At 61.5% G+C, this 21465-nt stretch carries 21 protein-coding genes; 15 read left to right on the forward strand and 6 right to left on the reverse strand.

All coding sequences use genetic code 11. The annotated features are described in order from the left end of the window. The first annotated feature begins 164 nt into the window (after positions 1 to 164). Both rpsB and tsf read left to right on the forward strand, forming a co-directional pair. A complete protein-coding gene (gene rpsB / locus ABDK06_RS13855) occupies positions 165 to 1085 on the forward strand; it encodes a 30S ribosomal protein S2 (protein WP_394942048.1) in 921 nt (306 codons plus the stop codon). A 133-nt stretch (positions 1086 to 1218) separates the two neighbouring features. Further along, positions 1219 to 2055, forward strand: coding sequence for a translation elongation factor Ts (tsf, locus tag ABDK06_RS13860; RefSeq protein ID WP_394942050.1), 837 nt, complete (start codon positions 1219 to 1221; stop codon positions 2053 to 2055). A 155-nt stretch (positions 2056 to 2210) separates the two neighbouring features. On the opposite strand, the gene ABDK06_RS13865 is transcribed toward tsf, so the two are convergent. Next, positions 2211 to 2450: a hypothetical protein gene (locus ABDK06_RS13865; protein ID WP_394942052.1), complete on the reverse strand. Its 240-nt coding sequence runs from the start codon at positions 2448 to 2450 to the stop codon at positions 2211 to 2213. 92 nt (positions 2451 to 2542) lie between these two features. Here ABDK06_RS13865 and ABDK06_RS13870 point away from each other — a divergent pair, with 92 nt between their 5' ends. The 7 genes from ABDK06_RS13870 to ABDK06_RS13900 all read left to right on the forward strand — a co-directional run bounded on the left by ABDK06_RS13870 (position 2543) and on the right by ABDK06_RS13900 (position 8914). After that, entirely contained in the window at positions 2543 to 3481 is a 939-nt protein-coding gene (locus ABDK06_RS13870) for a LysR family transcriptional regulator (RefSeq protein WP_394942054.1), read from the forward strand. 156 nt (positions 3482 to 3637) lie between these two features. Beyond that, positions 3638 to 4378 carry a UMP kinase gene (gene pyrH, locus ABDK06_RS13875; RefSeq protein ID WP_394942056.1) on the forward strand — a complete coding sequence of 247 codons (741 nt, stop codon included), beginning with the start codon at positions 3638 to 3640 and terminating at the stop codon, positions 4376 to 4378. A 44-nt stretch (positions 4379 to 4422) separates the two neighbouring features. Next, positions 4423 to 4980 (forward strand): ribosome recycling factor, encoded by a 558-nt coding sequence (gene frr, locus ABDK06_RS13880; protein ID WP_394942058.1) that lies wholly within the window; start codon positions 4423 to 4425, stop codon positions 4978 to 4980. Positions 4981 to 5297: 317 nt separating this feature from the next. Continuing rightward, positions 5298 to 6194, forward strand: a complete 897-nt coding sequence (locus ABDK06_RS13885; RefSeq protein ID WP_394942308.1) for a phosphatidate cytidylyltransferase — start codon at positions 5298 to 5300, stop codon at positions 6192 to 6194. A gap of 25 nt (positions 6195 to 6219) precedes the next feature. Further along, complete coding sequence (locus ABDK06_RS13890; protein ID WP_394942060.1) at positions 6220 to 6804, forward strand: DivIVA domain-containing protein; 585 nt, start codon at positions 6220 to 6222, stop codon at positions 6802 to 6804. 134 nt (positions 6805 to 6938) lie between these two features. Beyond that, positions 6939 to 7316: a DUF485 domain-containing protein gene (locus ABDK06_RS13895; RefSeq protein ID WP_394942310.1), complete on the forward strand. Its 378-nt coding sequence runs from the start codon at positions 6939 to 6941 to the stop codon at positions 7314 to 7316. Next, the gene (locus tag ABDK06_RS13900; protein ID WP_394942062.1) at positions 7316 to 8914 is read left to right on the forward strand and encodes a solute symporter family protein; all 1599 of its coding nucleotides are present in this window, start codon (positions 7316 to 7318) and stop codon (positions 8912 to 8914) included. Before ABDK06_RS13895 ends, ABDK06_RS13900 begins: the two co-directional genes overlap by 1 nt. 52 nt (positions 8915 to 8966) lie before the next feature. On the opposite strand, the gene ABDK06_RS13905 is transcribed toward ABDK06_RS13900, so the two are convergent. The 3 genes from ABDK06_RS13905 to ABDK06_RS13915 all read right to left on the reverse strand — a co-directional run bounded on the left by ABDK06_RS13905 (position 8967) and on the right by ABDK06_RS13915 (position 10551). Continuing rightward, the gene (locus ABDK06_RS13905) at positions 8967 to 9530 is read right to left on the reverse strand and encodes a hypothetical protein (protein WP_394942064.1); all 564 of its coding nucleotides are present in this window, start codon (positions 9528 to 9530) and stop codon (positions 8967 to 8969) included. Continuing rightward, positions 9530 to 9931, reverse strand: coding sequence for a DUF4383 domain-containing protein (locus tag ABDK06_RS13910; protein ID WP_394942066.1), 402 nt, complete (start codon positions 9929 to 9931; stop codon positions 9530 to 9532). Before ABDK06_RS13910 ends, ABDK06_RS13905 begins: the two co-directional genes overlap by 1 nt. Before the next feature lie 125 nt (positions 9932 to 10056). Continuing rightward, complete coding sequence (locus tag ABDK06_RS13915; protein WP_394942312.1) at positions 10057 to 10551, reverse strand: Lrp/AsnC family transcriptional regulator; 495 nt, start codon at positions 10549 to 10551, stop codon at positions 10057 to 10059. 235 nt (positions 10552 to 10786) lie between these two features. Here ABDK06_RS13915 and pdhA point away from each other — a divergent pair, with 235 nt between their 5' ends. The 3 genes from pdhA to ABDK06_RS13930 are packed head-to-tail and all read left to right on the forward strand — an operon-like array spanning position 10787 to position 14378. Beyond that, positions 10787 to 11989, forward strand: coding sequence for a pyruvate dehydrogenase (acetyl-transferring) E1 component subunit alpha (pdhA, locus tag ABDK06_RS13920; RefSeq protein ID WP_394942068.1), 1203 nt, complete (start codon positions 10787 to 10789; stop codon positions 11987 to 11989). After that, positions 11986 to 13008, forward strand: a complete 1023-nt coding sequence (locus ABDK06_RS13925; RefSeq protein ID WP_394942070.1) for an alpha-ketoacid dehydrogenase subunit beta — start codon at positions 11986 to 11988, stop codon at positions 13006 to 13008. Before pdhA ends, ABDK06_RS13925 begins: the two co-directional genes overlap by 4 nt. Then, positions 13005 to 14378 (forward strand): dihydrolipoamide acetyltransferase family protein, encoded by a 1374-nt coding sequence (locus ABDK06_RS13930; RefSeq protein ID WP_394942072.1) that lies wholly within the window; start codon positions 13005 to 13007, stop codon positions 14376 to 14378. Before ABDK06_RS13925 ends, ABDK06_RS13930 begins: the two co-directional genes overlap by 4 nt. A gap of 270 nt (positions 14379 to 14648) precedes the next feature. Here ABDK06_RS13930 and ABDK06_RS13935 read toward each other — a convergent pair whose 3' ends face one another. Beyond that, positions 14649 to 15464, reverse strand: coding sequence for a hypothetical protein (locus tag ABDK06_RS13935; protein ID WP_394942074.1), 816 nt, complete (start codon positions 15462 to 15464; stop codon positions 14649 to 14651). 319 nt (positions 15465 to 15783) lie between these two features. Next, positions 15784 to 16452, reverse strand: coding sequence for a TetR/AcrR family transcriptional regulator (locus ABDK06_RS13940; RefSeq protein ID WP_394942076.1), 669 nt, complete (start codon positions 16450 to 16452; stop codon positions 15784 to 15786). Positions 16453 to 16586: 134 nt separating this feature from the next. On the opposite strand from ABDK06_RS13940, the gene ABDK06_RS13945 reads away from it, so the two are divergent. The 3 genes from ABDK06_RS13945 to ABDK06_RS13955 are packed head-to-tail and all read left to right on the forward strand — an operon-like array spanning position 16587 to position 21411. After that, positions 16587 to 18194, forward strand: coding sequence for a carboxyl transferase domain-containing protein (locus tag ABDK06_RS13945; protein ID WP_394942078.1), 1608 nt, complete (start codon positions 16587 to 16589; stop codon positions 18192 to 18194). Between the two features lie 32 nt (positions 18195 to 18226). Further along, a complete protein-coding gene (locus tag ABDK06_RS13950) occupies positions 18227 to 20227 on the forward strand; it encodes an ATP-binding protein (RefSeq protein ID WP_394942080.1) in 2001 nt (666 codons plus the stop codon). Then, positions 20224 to 21411 (forward strand): acyl-CoA dehydrogenase family protein, encoded by a 1188-nt coding sequence (locus tag ABDK06_RS13955; RefSeq protein WP_394942082.1) that lies wholly within the window; start codon positions 20224 to 20226, stop codon positions 21409 to 21411. The genes ABDK06_RS13950 and ABDK06_RS13955 overlap by 4 nt, the downstream gene beginning before the upstream one ends. Positions 21412 to 21465: the final 54 nt, after the last annotated feature.

Below are 21465 nucleotides of genomic sequence, written 5' to 3' on the forward strand. Positions count from 1 at the left end.
TGACTACGCGTGTCCTTTTCCAAAAATCATCGTTAACGCGATGACTGGGTTGCGCCTCTTACGGTCCTTCGAAGCCGCTTTCCTCGAGAAAGCCGGTCAAGAAGGGGAAGAGGCTTCAGGGCACTAGGAATAACCGTAAAACTCAATCACAAAGGAGCGTCGGCATGCCCGTCGTAACCATGCGTCAACTGCTCGACAGTGGCGTACATTTCGGTCATCAGACCCGTCGTTGGAACCCGAAGATGAAGCGATTCATCCTCACCGAACGCAACGGCATCTACATCATTGACCTGCAGCAGTCGCTGTCCTACATCGACCGTGCTTTCGAGTTCGTCAAGGCCACTGTGGCTCACGGCGGCAGCGTGCTCTTCGTGGGCACCAAGAAGCAGGCCCAGGAAGCTATCGCTGAGCAGGCGACCCGCGTTGGCCAGCCCTACGTCAACCACCGCTGGTTGGGTGGCATGCTGACCAACTTCCAGACCGTTGCCAAGCGCATCCAGCGGATGAAGGAACTCGAAGAGATCAACTTCGAGGACGTCGCAGCCTCCGGCCACACCAAGAAGGAACTCTTGCTGCTCAAGCGCGAGCTCACCAAGCTGGAAGCCAACCTGGGCGGCATCCGCAATCTGACCAAGGTTCCTTCCGTGGTCTGGATCGTTGACACCAAGAAGGAGCACCTCGCGATCGACGAGGCCAAGAAGCTCAACCTCCCGGTTGTCGCTATCTTGGACACCAACTGCGATCCCGATGAAGTCGACTTCCCGATCCCCGGTAACGATGACGCGATCCGCTCCGTCAACCTGCTGACCCGGGTGATCGCCGACGCCGTTGCTGAGGGCTTGATCGCCCGCAACTCCAAGGCTGCCGGTTCCGAAGAGGGCGCCACTGCCGCTGAGCCGATGGCTGAGTGGGAACGTGAGCTCCTGGAAGGCCATGCCGCCGCGCAGAGTGAGTCGGAAGCCATCTCCGCTGAAGAGGCCGCTGAGGTTATCACCGGCACCGAAGCTGAGAAAGCCGCTGAAGCTTTCACCGAAGAGACCCCAGCAGTAGAAACTCCGGCAGAAACCCCCTCCGAAGACAAGTAGTAACTGCCGAACACTGCCGGGATACTGACCACGTCACGATGGGGTTGGTGTTCCGGCAGAGTTCTGAGACCTAGGGGTTCGGCCCCGCAGATACTTCACACGAAACTCATCCACACATAACTGAGGAGTTCATATGGCGAACTACACCGCCGCTGATATCAAAGCTCTCCGCGAGCGCACTGGCGCTGGCATGATGGACGTCAAGAAGGCCCTGGACGAGGCGAACGGCGACGCTGAGAAGGCGCTCGAACTGATTCGCATCAAGGGACTCAAGGGAGCTACCAAGCGCGAAGGCCGCTCCACCGCTGAAGGCCTGGTTGCCGCCACCGTTCAGGACGGCGTCGGCGTCATGGTCGAGGTCAACTGCGAGACTGACTTCGTTGCCAAGTCCGCTCCTTTTATCGACTTCTCCAATAAGGTGCTGGCGGCTGCCGTTGCTTCCGGTGCCGAGGACGTCGACAGCCTGCTGACCGCCCAGGTCGAGGGCAAGCCGCTTTCCGAGCTGGTCATCGAAGCCGGCGCTCTGCTGGGCGAGAAGGTCGCCATTCGCCGTTTGGCCCGGGTTGCCGGTGCCGTGGTGGATGCTTACCTGCACAAGACCTCCAAGGATCTTCCCGCGCAGGTTGGCGTGCTGTTCGCCGTTGAAGGCGAGGGCAGCGAAGTCACCGCCGCAGCCCACGATGTTGCGGTGCACATTGCCGCTTACACTCCGAACTACCTCAGCCGGGAAGAAGTTCCTGCTGAGCTGGTAGAGAGCGAACGCCGGATCGCTGACGAGACCGCTCGCGCCGAGGGTAAGCCCGAGGGCGCCCTGGCCAAGATCGTCGAAGGTCGTCTGACCGGTTTCTTCAAGGAGAACGTGCTGCTCGATCAGCCTTTCGCCAAGGACGCCAAGAAGAGCATCTCTCAGGTACTCGAGGAGGCCAAGGCCAAGCCGCTGGCTTTCGCCCGGTTCCGGGTCGGTTCCTAAGCTTTAGCCAAAATACCCTCGTTGCGATTCCAACATGCCGGAATTGCAACGAGGGTATTTTTGTGTGGAGTCCGCAAAGGACGTTCTGTAAGGCCGGGACCCCTGAGCCCATAGTGCATGTTGAACAAGCTCAGGGGTCTCGGTTTTAGAGCACCCTAGAGCGCGGCGGAAGGGATTGCCTTGCTCTGGGGGATCGGGGAAGCGGAATCGGTGAGACCTCGCCGATCCGCTGCTGTGTGCTTGCTCGCGCGCTGGGCGATGATGTGCACTTCTGCTACGACCCGGGCTGCGTCCCGGTCGAATGGCATTGCACCGTGAGCGCTAAGTCGGCGAGCGTTATGCCGGGCGGCGCTGCGTTCCGAGTAGCTCCGGAGCCAGCGCTTGAAAGTTTTCATGAATTAATCGTGGATCGCCCAATTCATTAGCACAAGCGAATATTTCTTTATAACCATGAAGGAATGCTAAAGATTGGTGCTATTCTCGGATCATGCTCGATCCACATCGCCTGAGAATTTTCCGCTCTGTGATAGCCCACGGATCGATTCAGGCGGCGGCACATCAACTCGGTTACACGCCCTCAGCCGTCAGTCAGCAAGTTGCGCTTTTACAGCGGGAGACCGGGCTGACCTTGTTTGAGCGTTCTGGCCGCGGCATTGTGCCCACCTCGCACGGCAAGGCGTTGGCTGCAGAGAGCGATGAGGTGATTGCCAGCCTGAGCCGACTGGCCGGAGTGGTGGCCGACCTGCGTAATGGCGTCAGCAGCAAGCTTACGGTGGGACATTTCTCCTCGGTGGGCACCTCTTGGATGCCGGGAATCGCGCGGCGGCTGATGGATGAATTCCCGGAGCTTCGCCTCGAGCTGATGCTCAATGAGGGGCCGGAAGGGCCGGAGAGTAAGCGGCACGCGGAAAAACCCGATATCGACTTGGTGGTCTATTCCGAACACTTCGAGAGCGTTCCAGCGAATGGTTACATCCTGCAGCACCTGGCGAACGATCCTTATGTCGCGGTGCTGCACCGCGAGCATCCGCTCGCGCACCGAGCCTGGATCGAACTGAGCGAACTGCGGGATGAGGATTGGGTTGACAATGATTTTTCCAATGGGCTGTGCACTCGTATTGTGATGCGGGCCTGCAGTGCCGCCGGTTTCCGCCCCCGTTATGTGGCTCAAGCCCAGGATCATTACACCGCGATCGCCTTCGTGGCTAGCGGTGTCGGGGTGACGGTTGTGCCGCGGCTGGCCGCCGTTGCGCTGTCCGACTCGGTTCGGGTGGTGCGGCTGAGCAATCCCGAGCCGGTGCGGGGAATCTCTGTGCTGATTAAGGAATCCCTCGAGCAGACGCCGGTCGTCCGGCGAACCCTCGAATTGCTGGCGGAGTGCGCCGGGCAGCTCCAGCCGGTGGTTCAGGCGCCCGCTGCGGATTAGCATCTGGCTAACTGATCGGCTTCACTCAGCCCGCTCATCAGCCTTCTCGGCTGTGCTCGGCCGGCTGATCCGTGGTTCGCCCGGTGGCGCCCGGACACGGTAACCTAAATAGGCCGCATAAGCGTGAGAGCAAACTTAGCCCCCAGGGAAGGCACCATGGAGAGCAGCAAAGAACCGTTGAACATCCCAGCCAAAACCAAACGACGGGTGCTTCTGAAGCTCTCAGGTGAGGTATTCGGCGGAGGCAAATTAGGGGTTGACCCGGCGACGGTGCGCGGCATCGCCCAGCAGATCGCTGAAACCGTCGGCGAGGTCGAAGTGGCCGTGGTGGTGGGCGGAGGTAACTTCTTCCGGGGTGCTGAGCTCTCCCAGTCCGGGATGGACCGCTCACGGGCAGACTACATGGGCATGTTGGGCACCGTGATGAACTGCCTGGCGCTACAGGATTTCCTGGAACAAGCCGGAGTGGAAACCAGGGTGCAGAGCGCGATCACTATGGGGCAGGTAGCAGAGGCCTATATTCCGCGCCGTGCCATCCGGCACCTGGAAAAGGGCAGAGTGGTGATTTTCGGTGCAGGTGCCGGTCTGCCCTACTTCTCCACCGATACCGTGGCGGCTCAGCGGGCTCTCGAAGTACACGCGGACATCGTGCTGATGGCGAAGAATGGCGTGGACGGCGTCTACACCGCGGATCCGCGGAAAGATCCCGACGCCGTCAAACTCGACCGGCTCACCTATAACGAAGCCTTGCAGCGTGACATCCGAGTTCTTGACCAAACCGCTTTCAGCCTGTGCAAAGACAATAACCTTTCGATGCTGGTTTTCGGTATGGAGGGCGAAGGCAATGTCACCAAGGCCATCAAGGGCGAAGACCTGGGAACCCTCGTCACGCCGTAGTATGAATGTGAGCAGCTTTACTACCAAAGGAAACAGGGAAACAAGTGATTGAAGAAACCCTACTCGAAGCCGAAGAGAAGATGGATAAGGCCGTCGAGGTGGCCAAAGAGGACTTCAGCTCAGTGCGCACCGGTCGTGCGAACCCGAGCCTTTTCTCCAAAGTGATGGTTGACTACTACGGCACTCCCACCCCTTTGCAGCAGCTTGCCTCCTTCTCCGTACCGGAGGCGCGAACCTTGCTGATCAGCCCCTACGATCGCAGTGCCCTGGCGGATATTGAGAAAGCGCTGAGCAACTCTGAGGTGGGTGCGAACCCCTCGAACGACGGCAATGTGATCCGCGTGGTGATTCCCGAACTGACCGAGGAACGCCGTCGTGACTATGTGAAGATCGTGCGCAGCAAGGGCGAGGACGCCAAGGTCTCGATCCGGAACATCCGGCGCAAGGCCAAGGAAACCTTAGACAAGATCGTCAAGGACGGCGACGCCGGTGAGGATGAAGGCTCGCGCGCGGAAAAAGAGCTAGATTCGCTGACCAAGTCGCACACCGACAATATTGACGAATTGCTCAAGCGCAAAGAAGCCGAACTGCTCGAGGTCTAATGAGCCAGACGCCCGAGCCTCCGCCGCTACCCAGCCGAAGGGTTTTGCGTGCTGCTGAACGTGAGGCTGAGAAAAAGGCGGCAAAGGGCGCAGCGCACCGAGCGGCCAGCCAGGGCAGTGGTAAGCCCACTACCCTGGAGGGTCGACGAGCGCCTCTGACCGGAGTTATCCCTGCGGTACCCGCGGTCCACGGCAGGGAGATCCCCGCTATTCCTCGGGCCACCGCGCCTTTGGCCGAGATTCCGAAGGCGGCCTTTGCGGCCGCTCCGATCGCGGAGCCCACGGTAGCGCTGCCTCCTCAGCATGCAGAGTCAGCGCTGAGTACCGAGACTTCGGACGACGCCGAGCAAACGGCTAAACCTTCCCGGGCGGGACGAAACCTGCCCGCCGCGATAGGCGTCGGCCTGCCCTTGTTGGTGATCGTCTTGGGCGGTCTGCTGTTCTACCCGCCAGCTTTTCTGGCCATGGTGATTCTCGCCTCCGCGCTCGGTGTGTGGGAGATCAGCAGGGCTCTGCTGCAGCGCGGGGTAGAGGTGCCGATTGCGCCGATCATGGTGGGTGTGCTGGCGATGCCGGTGGCGGCCTACTATGCGGGAGCGGAAGGCCTGCTCTTCGCTCTGATCAGCTCGGCACTGGCCGTCCTGCTTTGGCGAACCCTGGACTCCGCCAAGGGAGCCGGGCCAAGCATTTTCGCCGGTGTCTTCGTGCTGGTTTGGGTGCCTTTTCTGATCAGTTTCTCGGTGCTGATCCTTCGAGAGCCGAACAACCTCGCCAGCGTCCTGGAATTCCGCAGCTGGCCAGCGGGGGAGGGGGCACTGCGAGTCTCCACCATGCTGCTGCTCGCGGTGGCCAGCGACACCTTCGGCTACCTTGTCGGGGCGCTTCTCGGAAAGCATCCGATGGCCCCGAAGATCAGTCCTAAAAAGTCCTGGGAGGGCTTCGCCGGATCGGTCGTGGGAGCTTTGATCATCGGTGTGCTGGCCTCAATCTTCCTGCTCGGCGAACCTTTCTGGTTCGGACTGATCCTGGCCGTGGCGATAGTGATCGCCGGGACGGCCGGAGACCTCGCCGAGTCGATGGTGAAGCGTGAACTGGGGGTCAAGGACATGTCCAGCATTCTGCCCGGGCACGGCGGGCTGATGGACAGGCTCGACTCGATTATCTTTGCCGCCCCGATGGCCTTCTTGATTTACGGCCTGCTTGAACTGTTCTGACCAGCCGACTGGATAGGATAGAGATGTGGTAGAGACAACACAAGAGAAGACCTTGGCTTCCCCTTTCGGGCGAGTCGACCGCAAGAGCTATGGCTACAACACCAAGCAGGTCGATCAGTTCCTGGCTAAGGCACGCGCCATCTACACCTCGGCGGAGCAGGGGCAGAAGGCGCTGACGAGCCGCGATGTGCGCGAGATGACCTTCGATGCGGTGCGTGGTGGTTATGAACCCCAGGCGGTGGATGCCGCGCTCGATCGGCTCGAGGATGTTTTCGCCCAACAGGAACGCGATGCGCTGATCGCCAGCAAAGGCGAAGATGCCTGGCTGGCTCAGATCGGCAGGCTCTCCGGAGTGCTGCGGGCTCGATTGCACCGGCCCGACGGCCAGAGATTCCGCAGGCCCCGACGCAATGGCCGCTCCTACAAAACCACCGATGTGGACGCTCTCTGCCACCAACTGCTCGAGTACTTCGAGCAGGACAAACCGCTCAGCGTCGATGTGGTGCGCCGTGCGGTCTTCGGTCCCGCACGGGGCAAGGACGGTTACGAGGAACAGCAGGTCGATGCTTTCCTCGACCGAGTCATCGAGCTGATGGCAGCCATCGACTGAGCCCCTTGCTCGCTCACTTTTCTCCCTATCTCAGCGCGGCTTACGGTTCAGCGGGTTCCGGGCTGCACTAAGCTGCCAAGTGACAGGCGTCACACTCAGGTAGTTGCCCCGTGCGGGATGTCAAAGGAGACATGATGAGTCAAGCTGCTCAGCCAACCGATCGATCGCCGGATTCCTCCGCTGATTTCGTCGCGATCCAGCGGGACCCACGTTTTCAGAAGCTGCGACGTCGGCATCGCAGTTTTGTTTTCCCACTCGCGATCATTTTCCTGCTCTGGTACTTCCTCTACGTGCTGCTGGCCGATTACGCGCACGACTTCATGTCGATCAAGGTGGCGGGCTCGATCAACCTGGGCCTGATCTTCGGCCTCTTGCAGTTCGTCACGACCTTCGGCATCACCACTTGGTATGTGATGTATTCGAATCGGAAGCTGGACCCTCTCGCCGTCGAGATCCGTGAGGAGATCGAAGGTCAGAGCGCTGAGGGCTCCGATCTCGAAGGAGCCCGCTGATGATCGCCTCCATGCAGAGCAACTCGTGGATCAATATCCTGATCTTCGCGCTTTTCGTCGCGATCACCTTGATCATCGTGTTCCGAGCTAGCCGAAACAATAAAACAGCTGCCGACTACTATGCTGCTGGCCGCTCCTTCACCGGTTCACAGAACGGCACCGCGATCGCCGGTGATTACCTTTCCGCGGCCTCCTTCCTGGGCATCACCGGGGCCATTGCGGTCAATGGTTATGACGGTTTTCTCTACTCCATCGGTTTCCTAGTGGCCTGGCTCGTCGCGTTGCTACTGGTAGCCGAGCTATTGCGCAACACCGGTAAATTCACGATGGCCGATGTGCTGTCTTTTCGGCTAAGGCAACGTCCGGTGCGGATCGCGGCCGCGATTTCCACCCTGGTGGTCTGTTTCTTCTACTTATTAGCCCAGATGAACGGCGCCGGGGCGCTGGTTTCCCTGCTGCTGGGCATCGGCGATAAAACCGGGCAGGCCTTGGTGATCACCGTGGTTGGCGCTCTGATGATCGTCTATGTGCTGATCGGTGGCATGAAGGGCACCACCTGGGTGCAGATCATTAAGGCAGCTCTGCTGATCGCGGGTGCGGCCGTGATGACCGTCTGGGTGCTCTCGCTACACGGTTTCAACCTCTCCGGCCTCATGGATGCCGCGGTGGCCAAAGCCGGCGCCGGAGGCGAAGCGCTACTCAACCCGGGTAAGCAATACGGGGCGACCGGAACCAGCAAGCTCGACTTCGTCTCACTCGGGCTAGCACTGGTCCTCGGGACGGCAGCCCTGCCTCACGTGCTGATGCGCTTCTACACTGTGCCGACCGCCAAAGAAGCTCGTAAATCGGTGGTCTGGTCGATCTGGTTGATCGGTATCTTCTACCTTTTCACCCTGGTACTCGGCTATGGGGCTGCCGCACTGATCGGTCCGAAGGACATTGCCGCGGCTCCCGGTGGGGTGAACTCCGCGGCGCCTTTGCTGGCTTTCGCGCTCGGCGGTCCGGTCTTGCTCGGTTTCATCGCGGCAGTGGCCTTTGCCACCATTCTCGCCGTGGTCGCCGGTTTGACGATCACAGCGGCGGCTTCTTTCTCACATGACATCTATTCCTCGGTGCTCAAAAAGGGCAAGCCAGAGCCCGGTAGTGAAGTCAAGGTAGCTCGCCTCACTGTAGTGGTGATCGGCGTCGTGGCGATTATCGGCGGTATCGGAACGAATGGTCAGAACGTCGCCTTCCTGGTGGCGCTCGCCTTCGCGGTGGCGGCCAGTGCGAATCTGCCCACCATTCTCTACTCCCTGTTCTGGAAGCGATTCACCACGAGAGGCGCGCTCTGGAGCATCTACGGCGGGTTATTCGCCGCTATTGTGCTCATCGTCTTTTCACCCGTGGTTTCGGGAAATGCCAAAGCGATGTTCCCGGAGGCGAATTTCTCTTGGTTCCCGCTGTCCAATCCCGGGATCATCTCCATTCCGTTCGCCTTCTTCCTCGGCTGGCTCGGCACCATGACAGATCGCCGCAAGGAGGATTCGATGAAGCAGGCTGAAATGGAGGTCCGTTCGCTCACCGGTCTCGGGGCTGAGAAGGCAAGCCATCACTGATTCGGGTCCTCTTCACCGCCCCCCAGGCCGGTGAAGAGGACGGGGACGAGGACTAGTGATGGCCCATCTGCATACCCGGGAAATCCATCTGCATCTCGCTGTGCGGAATCGAATACTGACCCGCGGTGCCAGCCGCCAGGCCGGCTGTGGCGAGCGCCGAGACCAGCAGCGAGGCGCCGAACATGGTGACCAGCAATCTGCCAGCTTTCGGTGCGCCGCCGTCCTTCAACTGCTGCCTTGCCAGCCAGCCGAGAGAGCCGAGCATTAACAGTTCTAGGGCTATGGTGGCCAGCAAGCTGCCATCCAGACGATGCTGCGCGAACTGCCAGAAAAAGACTGCCACTTCGATGGTTCCGCCGATTCCTACCGCCAGGAGCGTCAGTCGCGGCAGCACAGATTTCCCTGCTCGGAAGCTCATAATCGCCCAGAGCAGCAAGCCCGCAGCCCAGAGCATCATGGCCAGGGCTGCGGGCCATGCGATCCAGCCGTCCAGGCTATCTGAAACGGTGGTTTGGCTGAGCAGATTCGATGCCAGACCGAAGCTCGTGACGGCGGCACCCAGCCCCGCGAAGGTGCCGAGTGAGTGCACCGCCGCCGGAGCAAGCGGCGCGCTCATCAGGCGACGCTGCGGACGGACTTGTCCTGGCTCAGTGCGACGCCGAGCAATACTACGGCGCTGGCCAGGTGAAGCACGTTATCAGCGCCGTTCAAGGCGATGATATTCAGCGAGCTGTTCAAGAGGAACAATCCGACGATGCCGACGAGAAGATAAACCGCGCCAACGGTCAGATTCAGGTTCTTTGCAAGTTTCACCGAGCTGAGGCCGCCCAGCAGCAGAGCCGCACCGATCAGCAGGTGGATGACATTGTGCAAGGGATTGACCGCGAAAATGATCAGGTTATTTCCCTCGGTCGCTGCGAAGCCGACTCCTGAGGTGACAAAGAAACCCAGCACGCCGACCAGGAGGTAAACGGCGCCGAAGATCGTAGCGAGCAGTCGATTGGGTGAGGTGCGCATATCCTTGCCTTCCATCAAGCGGGCCCGCAGAGCCCGTCCTTAACTGAAGCGTCGAACGACGCTTCCGGAAGGCATTCGTCGCCCAGCGACGGTTGGATGGGCAGATCTCGGTTTTCGCTCCGGAATTATTCCGGAGTCGATCCGCTGCGAATTGTCTCAGCGGCCTGTTCCAGAAGAGGTTCGATGCGAAAGGGCACGAATTCGTTCATCGCCAGGGAGGTGTCTGTCCGCTCCACGCCCTCGCAGGCCAGAATCAGGCTGTTGATCCGGAACAGGTCCTCGGCGTCCTTGGAGACCACTCGGACCAATAAATCAGCCTCCCCGGTCAGGCCATGAGCTTCCAGGATCTCCGGGATCTCGGCCAGGGAACCGGCTAATTGCTGGAGTTTCTGCTGCTGTACATGGACCGAGATGAAGGTTGTCAGCGGATAACCGAGGGTGCTTGGATTGATCCTGCGACCAAAGGGCAGGAAAGCGTGCTTCCGTTCCAGCGAAGCCATTCGGGCTTGCACGGTATTCCGGGAAAGCCCCAACTTCTGAGCTAAAGCCACCACAGTGTGTCGTGAATCACGAACCAGGGCCGAGAGCAGTCGAAGGTCGGTGTTGTCAAGAGCTTGCATAGTGCTCAAGATTAGCAGGTTTGCACTCCGAGATATTGAGCATAATGCTCAGAGATTTTTATAACGGTTGTGCCGGATGGCGGCTGTGAGTATCGTCACGATATATCCAAGCTTGAGTGGACCGGGCGGCGCAGGGCTGGCTTTCAGGCACTTGACCATGAGGTTCCGGAGTTTATCGCTGCCGGTATCGAGAACAACCAGGACCGCCAGGCGTCCAGGCAGAAAAGAGGGCACCATGCCAGCCGAGAACACCGGAGTCGAGGGGGACTCCTCGCTCCCCGGCCTGAGCGGCAGGAACGTTCCAGTCGACAATAATTTCATCCAGCTGCTCAGCCCTTCCGGAGAGCGTCTTGCGAACCCGGAATACGACCAGTGGATTGCCGATGTCACCGCCGAGCAACTGGTGTCCTTCTACGAGGACATGGTGGTGGTACGCCGCATCGATACCGAGGCGACCGCCCTGCAGCGGCAGGGTCAGCTCGCGCTCTGGGCTCCTTTACTCGGCCAGGAGGCCGCGCAAATTGGCTCGGCCAGGGCTCTGCGCGAGGACGATTTCGTCTTCCCCAGCTACCGCGAAAACGGCGTCGCCTATGTACGCGGTATCAACCTGGTGAATTCTCTCAAGATCTGGCGGGGAAACACCCACGGCGGCTGGGATCCCTTCGAGTTCAATATGGCTACCCCGCAGATCATCATCGGCGCCCAGGCCCTGCACGCCACCGGTTATGCGATGGGGGTGCTCAACGACGGCGCGGATTCCGCCGTCGTCACCTATTTCGGAGACGGCGCGACCAGCCAAGGAGACGTCAACGAGGCGATGGTTTTCGCGGCCTCCTTTCAAGCTCCCGTGGTGTTCTTCTGCCAGAACAATCACTGGGCGATTTCCGAGCCGGTCGGATTGCAGGCTCATCAGGTGATTGCCGACCGCGCTCCTGGTTTCGGCATCCCCGCCTACCGGGTGGACGGCAACGATATTCTCGCGGTGCTCGCCGCCAGCCGGGCCGCACTGGCTAGGGCGCGCAGCGGCGGAGGCCCGAGCTTCATCGAGGCGGTGACCTACCGGATGGGCCCCCACACCACGGCGGATGACCCGACGCGTTACCGGGACGCCAACGAGCTCGAAGACTGGGCAGCTAAGGACCCGATCGCCCGCTTGGCAGCCTACCTCGAGGCCCAGGGCGTACTCACCGAAGAGGTACAGGCCGCCGTTCAAGCCAAGTCGGACGCCGTCGCAAAAGATCTGCGGGCCAACACCATCGCCCTGCCCGAACCGACAGCACTCCAGGTCTTCGACAACGTTTACAGTGAACCGCATTCCGCTCTGCAGAGACAGCGTGAGCAGTATGAGCACTATCTGGCCGGGTTCGGTCCGGTTGAATTAAGCACTGCGGAATCAGGCGTAGCGGATACCATCTCTGCCGAAGGGGCGAACCGATGACCCAGCTGACTTTTGGCCGCGCGATCAACGCCGGTCTGCGCAAAGCCATGGAAAGAGATTCCAAGGTCGTGCTGATGGGCGAGGACATCGGCAAACTGGGCGGTGTCTTCCGGATCACCGACGGCTTGCAGAAGGACTTCGGCGCACATCGGGTGATCGATACACCGCTCGCTGAATCCGGAATTATGGGCACCGCTGTCGGCTTGGCCTTCCGTGGGTACCGTCCCGTGGTGGAGATCCAGTTCGACGGCTTCATCTACCCGGCCTTCGACCAGATCGTCGCCCAGGTGGCCAAGCTGCACTACCGGACCCAGGGCAAGGTGACGATGCCGATCACCATTCGGGTGCCCTTCGGCGGCGGGATCGGTTCTCCGGAGCACCATTCAGAATCCCCTGAGGCCTACTTCACGCACACCTCGGGGCTGCGGGTGGTGAGCGTCTCCAACCCGCAAGACGCTTACACCATGATCCAGCAGGCCATCGCCAGCAATGACCCGGTGCTCTACTTCGAGCCGAAGCGGCGCTACCACACTAAGGGCGAGGTGGATGAGAATGCGGATCTCTCCAGTGCTCTGCCGCTGGGCAGTGCACGGATCGTGAATTCCGGCAGCGACGTCACCCTGGTGGTTTACGGTCCTTTGGTGGCCACCGCCCAGGATGTCGCCTTGGCCGCAGCGGATGAAGGGATCTCCGTGGAGGTCATCGACTTGCGTTCGCTGGCTCCGGTGGACTTCCCTCCGGTGGAGGCTTCGGTGCGGAAAACCGGACGTCTAGTGATCGCCCACGAGGCCTCGCAGAGCGGTGGCTTGGGTGCCGAACTGGCGGCCAGCATCACTGAACGCTGCTTTAACTATCTGGAATCCGCACCCGTGCGGGTCACTGGTTTCGATGTGCCCTACCCGCCGTCGAAACTGGAAAAGCATCATGTGCCGGATCTGGACAGGATCTTGGACGGCATCGACCGCGCGATGGGTCGGGCCAATTCGCTCAGTGGTTTGGAAGGATCATTGCCCTCATGATCAAAATTTTCAATCTGCCAGACCTCGGTGAAGGCCTGACCGAGTCGGAGATCGTCTCCTGGAAAGTCTCCGTGGGGGACCGGGTGGAGCTCAACCAGGTGATCGCCGAAGTCGAGACCGCGAAGGCCGTGGTGGAACTGCCTTCCCCTTATGACGGCGTGATCTCTGAGCTGCACGAAGAGCCCGGCAGCGTGGTTGACGTGGGTAATCCGATTGTTTCTTTTGACGTCGAAGGTGCCGATGAGGATCCTTCCGCTCCCGCGGGCGACGCCGTGTCCGCTTCAGCCGAGTCCGTTCCGGCCGGGGCAGCTCCATCCGGTCGGGTGCCGACTCTGGTGGGCTACGGAGCCGAACCGGAAAAGGGTGGGCGTCCCGCGCGGCGGGCGCGGCTCCATGGCGCAGCGCAAGCCGCTTCGGTGGTTCCGGCGGTTGCAGCTGTTCCGTCTGTCAGTGCAGAGCCCATTAGTCAGACCGAGGAACGTCCGAGGTCGACGCCGCCGGTGCGGAAACTAGCGCGGGATCTCGGCGTCGACCTGAGCACCCTGAGCGGAACCGGCGCCGGCGGGCTGATCACCCGGGAGGATGTGCAGGCAGCCGCGAATAAACCGCAGGACGTCGATTTCGCCTTTGTGGCTGGTTCGCAGAACACGCCTTTCGACCTGACGAAGCCGCGCGAAACCCGAACCCCGATCAAGGGCGTTCGCAAGTACACCGCGGCTGCCATGGTGGCGAGCGCCTTCACTGCACCGCACGTCACCGAGATGCTCACCGTGGACGTCACGCCCACCATGGAGTTGCTCAGCAAACTCAAGGCCAGCCGTGCCTTCGCGGGGCTTAAGCTGACTCCACTCACCGTGGTCGCCAAGGCGCTGTGCATCGCCGTCGCCCGCAATCCTTCGGTCAATTCACGATGGGAGGAGGCGAGCCAGGAGATCGTCACGATGAACTACGTGAACCTGGGTATCGCAGCCGCCACACCACGTGGGTTGATGGTGCCCAATATCAAGGACGCCCATTCGCTCACGCTCAGTGAGCTAGCCGGGGCGCTCGCTGAGCTGACCGATACCGCTCGGGCTGGCAAGACCAGCCCGGAGGAACTCTCTCGTGGCACCATCTCGATCACCAATATCGGTGTCTTCGGGATCGACGCCGGGACGCCGATCCTCAATCCCGGTGAGGCCGCGATCCTCGCGATGGGAGCGGTGCGCCGTCAACCCTGGGAATACCAGGGAGAGATCGCGTTGCGCCAGCTGATGACCTTGAGTCTGTCCTTCGACCACCGGCTGGTGGACGGCGAGCAGGGCTCCAGATTCCTGGCGGATATTGGAACCATCCTGTCCGATCCGGGCATGCTGATCACTATGGTGTAGTTTCTTCTCGAAATTGCTGGGTGGTCCGTTGTTATTACGGGTTGCTTATTACTTGGCTGGCCGAGTTTTCTCGTTGTCGAAGTTTCACGTTGGTGGGTTTTCTCGTTGGCTGGCCTTCCCCGTTGGTAGGTTTCCTCCTCCAACTTATGTCTGTTTGTGGGCACTCAGTATCCCTGCCCACTGAAACACGCATTCGGTGGGCAGGAACGTGGCTTTGCCGCTGACGCTGTGAGGGGTGCGGTTCGGTGCCCACGGCTCTTTTGCCCGCGTTCAGTGCACGCTGCGAGCTTGCACGGTTTCCATTGCCCGGCCCACCAGAGCGATGAACTCTTCAGGGCGATAGACCACGACGGCGAAGCCGACCCGGAGCACTGGAACTCCGGCGACGGTATACAGGTTGAAACGCCGAAGGTCCTCCGCGAAAGCTCGGTCGTTCAGATGATATTGCTTTCCCATCAGTTCCAGGGCGAGGGCATGGTCGATGTACTGGTCCATCCGGCCAAGACCCGGCAGATAGACCTGGGAAGCGACCACGAACCCGGCGTTCTCCAGGTGAAAGCGCGAGGCGACTTCTAAGGCTGACTCCGCATGAGGGTCACAGCGACGGATCAAGGCACGCAGTTTGGCATCCCGTTTGCCCTTCAGACGCTGGAGCAACTCGCTGAGACTCACGCGGCTTTGCCGTACCGCCGAGGTCAGCACCACCAAGGCCTGCACTTCATCGGCGCAGCGCAGAACTTGTATGACGACGTCCGAATCGGAGAGCGGCAGCTTGGCTCGGTGCCTGATGAAACCGGGCGTCGGTTCGCCGCGATCGAGGGCAATATGGGGTAAGTCGGGAGGAATCAGCACCCAGAACCCCCGTTCCTGAGCAGCGCTGAGGCAGGCAACCGTTCCTCCATGCCGCAGCGTCTCTACTCGCGTTTTGCTGATTCCGGGCAAACCGTAGACGCCGTAGCCGAATCTGACGACTCGCCCCTTCCTCAGCGCCGCGGCGAGCTGCGAGGAGCTAACTCCCCGCTCGGTCAGGAGCTTCCACCTGGCACCGCCGTGCTGGGCAGCGAGGACTTCGACGGGATCAGCCACCCTGTCAGTTTTGTCGATCGTTCTCTCGAAGGGCAGCCGAGCAGCTGTCGATGTGGACAAACTGCTCAGTAGCGGGCTTGTTGAGGGCGAGTGATAGACGGTTTACCGGCGGGGCGGGGCGGGGCGGAGCTGAGGAGGCCGGCCGGGCCATTGTCTATGCCCATATTCTGGCCCACCGAATCAGCGTTTCGCTGGGCTGGGGTTAGTTTGGCCCACTGAAACCCCTTATTCAGTGGGCTCTGGTCCTCGGTGAGGTGAGGTGAGGCGAAGTGAGGCGAAGTGAGGTGAGTGGAAAGAATAACCCGACGTCGAGAGTGCCTCAGGCCAGCAGTCCGGCCAGGGCCATCTGCTCCAGGATCGGGCGTGCAGTTTTGGCTGAGACATTCTTGGCTGGGATGCTGCCCCCCTTGCCGGGAGAACGCAAGGAGTGCGGGGTTGAATTGATCAGTCCGAAAGCGGCGTGCGCCCGGATCCTGAGTTCCGGTTCTTCCGCAGCGGGGTGCAGCTGGCTGAGCACTCCGACCCAGAGCTGCAGATAATCCCGTTGCAGTGCCCGCACGGTATGCCGGTCCTCGGTGCTCATGCTGGCTAAATCTCGGTCCTGAACCCGGATGATATCGGCGTTCTGCAAGGCGAACTCCACATGGAACTCCACCAGCGAGCGGAGCGTCTGCTCCGCGCTGGTCTGAGCGGTGATCACCGAACGACCACCGGCGAGCAGATCTTCGCTGACCCCCACCAGGAGGGCCGCCAGAATGGTCTGCTTTCCGCTGAAGTGGCGGTACACCGCGGGCCCGCTCACCCCGGCAGCGGAGCCGAGCTCCTCGATCGAAACCCCGTTGAAGCCGCGTTGCGCGAAGAGCTGGGCTGCCGCGTGGAGCAGCGCCTCTCGGCGAGTGGCCTTCGCCTGGCTGCGCTGGGTGGGGCCGGATTCCTGGAGCTGAGGGTCTTCCAGCGCCTGACCGGCGTCATCAACGGGGGCTTCCACAGCTGCACCTTCCGTGGTGGACATCACAGTTAATAAAGACTAACCTAAAACTCAGTTAGTGAATACTAACCCAGGTTGGTTCGGGTACCGAGAATGTGCGCCCACTGGGTGGGAGACAGGTGAGAGGGAAGCCAATGGAGACTTTGACCACATCGGTGGTACCGGGCAGCGAGGATTTCGCCGCCAACGATGCGGGTCATCGGCAACTTCTCAAAGAGCTGCGAGAGAAGCTGGATACCGCAGCGCTCGGCGGACCAGAGCGATCCAGGCAGCGGCATATCGATCGCGGCAAGCTGCTGCCCCGTGAGCGCATTGACCAGCTGCTCGACGAAGGCAGCCCTTTTCTGGAGATCGCGCCGCTCGCAGCCGATGGACTCTACGACAACGAATGCCCCGGCGCGGGAGTGATCGCCGGGATCGGCCTGGTGCACGGACGTCAGGTTGTGGTGGTCTCCAATGACGCCACCGTCAAAGGCGGCACTTACTACCCGATGACGGTGAAGAAGCATCTGCGCGCCCAGGAGATCGCCCTGGAGAACCGGCTGCCTTGTATCTATCTGGTTGACTCCGGTGGAGCGTTCCTGCCCAAGCAGGACGAGGTCTTCCCGGACCGCGATCACTTCGGCAGGATCTTCTACAACCAGGCCCGGCTCTCCGCCGCCAAAATCCCGCAGATCGCCTCGGTGATGGGCTCCTGCACCGCGGGCGGTGCCTATGTGCCCGCGATGAGCGATGAAACCGTCATCGTGCGCAACCAGGGCACCATCTTCCTGGGTGGCCCGCCGCTGGTGAAGGCCGCCATCGGGGAGATCGTCACCGCTGAAGAATTGGGCGGCGGCGAGGTCCACTCGAAGATCTCCGGCGTCACCGATCACCTCGCCGAGAACGACGAGCATGCCCTGCAGATCGTCAGGGATATCGTCTCCACCTTACCTCTGCCGGAAGCCCCGGCCTGGGATACCGTGGAGAACCGTGAGCCAGTGGTAGACCCTGACGAGCTCTATGGTGCGGTTCCGGTGGATGTTCAGGCCCCCTACGACGCCCACGAGATCATCGCCCGGCTGGTCGACGCGAGCGAATTCCACGAGTTCAAAAAGAACTACGGCACCACCCTGGTCACCGGCTTCGCGCATATCCACGGTCATCCCGTGGGCATCATCGCAAACAACGGCGTGCTGTTCAGCGAATCCGCGCTCAAGGGCGCGCACTTCATCGAGCTGTGCGATCAACGTGGCATCCCGCTACTCTTCCTGCAGAACATCAACGGCTTCATGGTCGGCCGGGACTACGAGGCCGGTGGCATTGCCAAGAACGGCGCCAAAATGGTGACCGCGGTGGCCTCCACCCGGGTGCCCAAGCTCACCGTCGTGGTCGGTGGCTCCTTCGGCGCCGGGAACTACTCGATGTGCGGCCGGGCCTACAGCCCGCGCTTCCTCTGGATGTGGCCGAACGCCCGGATCTCAGTAATGGGCGGCGCTCAGGCCTCCTCGGTGTTGGCCACGGTGCGCCGCGAGCAGCTCGAAGGCCGTGGCGAGGAGTGGTCAGCGGAAGCCGAAGAGGCTTTCAAAGCGCCGATCAAAGAGCAGTACGAGGCACAGGGCAGTCCCTACTACTCCACTGCGAGGCTCTGGGACGACGGCATCATCGACCCCGCCGACACCAGGGACATCGTGGGCCTCGCGCTCCAGGTATGTTCGCAGACCCCGCTGCCGGAGACCTCCTTCGGCCTGTTCAGAATGTGATCGGCCAAAAGGTGAGCACACAGCAGATGACGATGTTTCAGACAGTTCTCGTTGCCAACCGCGGCGAAATCGCCTGCCGGGTGATCCGCACCCTGCGCAGCATGGGGATCCAGTCCGTCGCGGTGTACAGCGACGCCGACGCCGATGCCCGGCATGTCCGCGAGGCGGACCTCGCGGTCCGGATCGGCCCCGCTTCGGCCGCGGAAAGCTACCTCAAGATCGACGCCGTGCTGGAGGCCTGCCGGAAGACCGGCGCTCAGGCGGTGCACCCCGGCTACGGCTTCCTGAGTGAGAACCTGGCCTTCGCCCAAGCCCTCGACGCCGCCGGAATCACCTTCATCGGACCGAACCTCGAAGCGCTCAAGGTAATGGGCGATAAGATCCGCTCCAAGAACCACGTACAGCAGCATCAGGTGCCGGTGGTGCCCGGCATCGCTGAACCGGGGCTCTCCGATCAGGCGCTGATTGAAGCAGCGGCCGAGATCGGTTATCCGATCCTGATCAAACCCTCTGCCGGTGGCGGCGGGAAGGGCATGCACTCGGTGTTCGGTCCCGAGGAACTGCCGGAAACCCTCAAGACTGCGCGCCGGGTGGCGGCGTCATCTTTCGGCGATGACACACTGTTCCTGGAGCGGCTGGTGTCCACGCCCCGGCATATCGAAGTACAGGTGCTGGGCGATAACTTCGGGAACGTGATCCACCTCGGTGAACGCGAATGCTCGTTGCAAAGGCGGCACCAGAAGGTCATCGAGGAAGCGCCCTCCGCGCTGCTGGACGAAGCAACCCGGGCCAGGATCGGTGAGGCTGCCTGCAATGCTGCACGCAGCGTGAACTACACGGGAGCCGGAACCGTTGAGTTCCTGGTCTCCGACGACGCCCCCGACGAGTTCTTCTTCATGGAGATGAATACCCGGTTGCAGGTTGAACACCCGGTGACCGAGATGGTGACCGGTGTGGACCTGGTGGAATGGCAGATCCGGATCGCGGCAGGGGAGCGGCTCACCCTGGAGCAACACGACGTCGTGCTGGCCGGTCACGCGGTGGAGGCCCGGCTCTACGCCGAGAACCCGGAGCAGGGCTTCCTGCCGGAGACCGGAACGGTGCTCGCGCTCGCCGAATCGCCGCTGTCGCGTAATGATTCGGCGCTGCTGGAAGGCCTGAAGGTCGGTTCGAACTACGATCCGATGCTGGCCAAGGTGATCGTCTGGGCTGAAGACCGGGAGTCCGCGCTGAGTAAGCTCGATTCCGCGCTCGCGGAGACTCTGGTGCTGGGCGTGAAGACCAATATCGAATACCTGCGCCTGCTGGTGGGCGACGCCGACGTCCGGGCCGGGCGGCTGGACACCACGATGATCGAGCGGAAGCTACCGGGCTTCGTTTTCGCTGCTCCTGGGGAGGACGAGCTGCAAGCCGCAGCGCATTTCTTCGCCGCGCAACTGATCGATCAGACAACGGTCGGCGATTCTGTCTGGGGCTCAGCGAACGGCTGGCGGATCGGCGCGCATCGGCCGCTTTCCTTCTCTATCGCCAACGGGCTGGAAAACCACCGGGTCACCGTCGGCGACGGCGAGCTGGAGTTCGATGGCGAACAGCTGGCGCTGACGGTCGACGGCCTGCGTCGTCATTGGTACTACGCTTTTGACGCCGTCACGGAGACCCTCTGGCTGGGCCGCGATGGTGTGGGCTTCGCCTTGCACAAGCGAAGCCGTCAGGAGATCGTCGAGGCAAAGAATTCGGCGATGGACCGGGCCGAAGGGAGCGCCGACCCCACGGTTCGCTCACCGATGCCGGGGACCGTGGTCTCACTCTCTGTCGCGGATGGCGATTCCGTCGTCGAGGGCCAGACCCTGCTCGCCGTGGAGGCGATGAAGATGGAACACCAGCTCGCCGCTGCGATGGCCGGAGTGGTCAAGCTAGCGGTACACACCGGTGACTTGGTCAAGGCCCATCAGGTCCTCGCCACTATTCACCCCCTTGAAACCTCAGATACAGCCAGACCAGAAGAGTCGGCGCGGAACCAGGAGCAATCATGACGAACTCAGACAGCTACGGACTGAGCGAGGAATATCAGGACCTCAGCGATACCGTTCGCGAATTCGCTGACGAAGTGGTGGCCCCGGTCTCCGCCAAACACGACGAAGAGCACAGCTTCCCCTACGAAGTGGTCAAGCAGATGGGCGAGATGGGCCTCTTCGGGCTGCCCTTCCCCGAGGAATACGGCGGTATGGGCGGGGACTACTTCGCCCTCGCGCTGGCCCTGGAACAGCTGGGCCGGGTCGATCAGTCGGTCGCCATCACCCTGGAAGCCGGGGTCTCGCTCGGCGCGATGCCGGTGTATCGCTTCGGTACCGAGGAGCAGAAGCAGCAGTGGCTGCCGATGCTCGCTTCGGGGCAGGCCTTGGCTGGCTTCGGCCTGACCGAGCCGGAGGCCGGTTCGGACGCCGGCGGCACGAAGACCAAAGCTCGCCGGGAAGACGGTAACTGGGTGATCAATGGCAATAAGGAGTTCATCACCAACTCTGGCACCGAGATCACCCGACTGGTCACGGTGACCGCGGTGACGGGCGAATCGACCCGGGTGGCTGGCCCGAACGGGCAAAACACAGTCAAAAAAGAGATCTCCACCATCCTGGTACCCACCGACACCGAGGGGTTCACCGCCGAGAAGGCCTATAACAAAGTGGGCTGGAACGCCTCCGACACCCACCCGCTGACCCTCAAGGACGTTCGGGTGCCTGAGGAGAACCTGCTGGGCGTCGCAGGCCGCGGCTACGCGAACTTCCTCTCCATTCTCGACGAGGGCCGGATCGCGATCGCCGCTCTGGCCACCGGAGCGGCACAGGGCTGCGTGGACGAATCGGTGCGCTATGCCAAGGAACGGGTGGCCTTCGGCAACCATATCGGCAAGTACCAGGCCATTCAGTTCAAGATCGCCCGGATGGCGGCCCGTGCGCACACCGCCCGGCTGGCCTACTACGATGCGGCAGGCCGGATGCTCGCGGGCAAGCCGTTCAAAACCGAAGCCGCGATGGCCAAGATGATCGCCGGTGAGGCCGCGATGGACAACGCCCGCGACGCGACCCAGGTCTTCGGCGGCTATGGCTTTATCAACGAATTCACTGTCTCGCGTCACTACCGCGATTCCAAGATACTTGAAGTGGGCGAAGGCACCACCGAGGTTCAGCTCATGCTGATCGCCCGGGAACTGGGTCTCTAGGCTTCGCTGTCCAGGGAAACGGGCTGGAATGAAGGCCGAAATAAAGGATTGGGT

This window comes from Psychromicrobium ferritrahens (assembly GCF_043789415.1).
Taxonomy (GTDB): domain Bacteria; phylum Actinomycetota; class Actinomycetes; order Actinomycetales; family Micrococcaceae; genus Renibacterium.

What these genes read in the sequence shown, in the direction of transcription:
- rpsB (WP_394942048.1), top strand. Translation starts at nt 165, where the DNA reads ATGCCCGTCGTAACCATGCGTCAACTGCTCGACAGTGGCGTACATTTC.
- tsf (WP_394942050.1), top strand. Translation starts at nt 1,219, where the DNA reads ATGGCGAACTACACCGCCGCTGATATCAAAGCTCTCCGCGAGCGCACT.
- ABDK06_RS13865 (WP_394942052.1), bottom strand. Translation starts at nt 2,450, where the DNA reads ATGAAAACTTTCAAGCGCTGGCTCCGGAGCTACTCGGAACGCAGCGCC.
- ABDK06_RS13870 (WP_394942054.1), top strand. Translation starts at nt 2,543, where the DNA reads ATGCTCGATCCACATCGCCTGAGAATTTTCCGCTCTGTGATAGCCCAC.
- pyrH (WP_394942056.1), top strand. Translation starts at nt 3,638, where the DNA reads ATGGAGAGCAGCAAAGAACCGTTGAACATCCCAGCCAAAACCAAACGA.
- ABDK06_RS13895 (WP_394942310.1), top strand. Translation starts at nt 6,939, where the DNA reads ATGAGTCAAGCTGCTCAGCCAACCGATCGATCGCCGGATTCCTCCGCT.
- ABDK06_RS13900 (WP_394942062.1), top strand. Translation starts at nt 7,316, where the DNA reads ATGATCGCCTCCATGCAGAGCAACTCGTGGATCAATATCCTGATCTTC.
- ABDK06_RS13905 (WP_394942064.1), bottom strand. Translation starts at nt 9,530, where the DNA reads ATGAGCGCGCCGCTTGCTCCGGCGGCGGTGCACTCACTCGGCACCTTC.
- ABDK06_RS13910 (WP_394942066.1), bottom strand. Translation starts at nt 9,931, where the DNA reads ATGCGCACCTCACCCAATCGACTGCTCGCTACGATCTTCGGCGCCGTT.
- ABDK06_RS13915 (WP_394942312.1), bottom strand. Translation starts at nt 10,551, where the DNA reads ATGCAAGCTCTTGACAACACCGACCTTCGACTGCTCTCGGCCCTGGTT.
- pdhA (WP_394942068.1), top strand. Translation starts at nt 10,787, where the DNA reads ATGCCAGCCGAGAACACCGGAGTCGAGGGGGACTCCTCGCTCCCCGGC.
- ABDK06_RS13925 (WP_394942070.1), top strand. Translation starts at nt 11,986, where the DNA reads ATGACCCAGCTGACTTTTGGCCGCGCGATCAACGCCGGTCTGCGCAAA.
- ABDK06_RS13930 (WP_394942072.1), top strand. Translation starts at nt 13,005, where the DNA reads ATGATCAAAATTTTCAATCTGCCAGACCTCGGTGAAGGCCTGACCGAG.
- ABDK06_RS13945 (WP_394942078.1), top strand. Translation starts at nt 16,587, where the DNA reads ATGGAGACTTTGACCACATCGGTGGTACCGGGCAGCGAGGATTTCGCC.
- ABDK06_RS13950 (WP_394942080.1), top strand. Translation starts at nt 18,227, where the DNA reads ATGTTTCAGACAGTTCTCGTTGCCAACCGCGGCGAAATCGCCTGCCGG.
- ABDK06_RS13955 (WP_394942082.1), top strand. Translation starts at nt 20,224, where the DNA reads ATGACGAACTCAGACAGCTACGGACTGAGCGAGGAATATCAGGACCTC.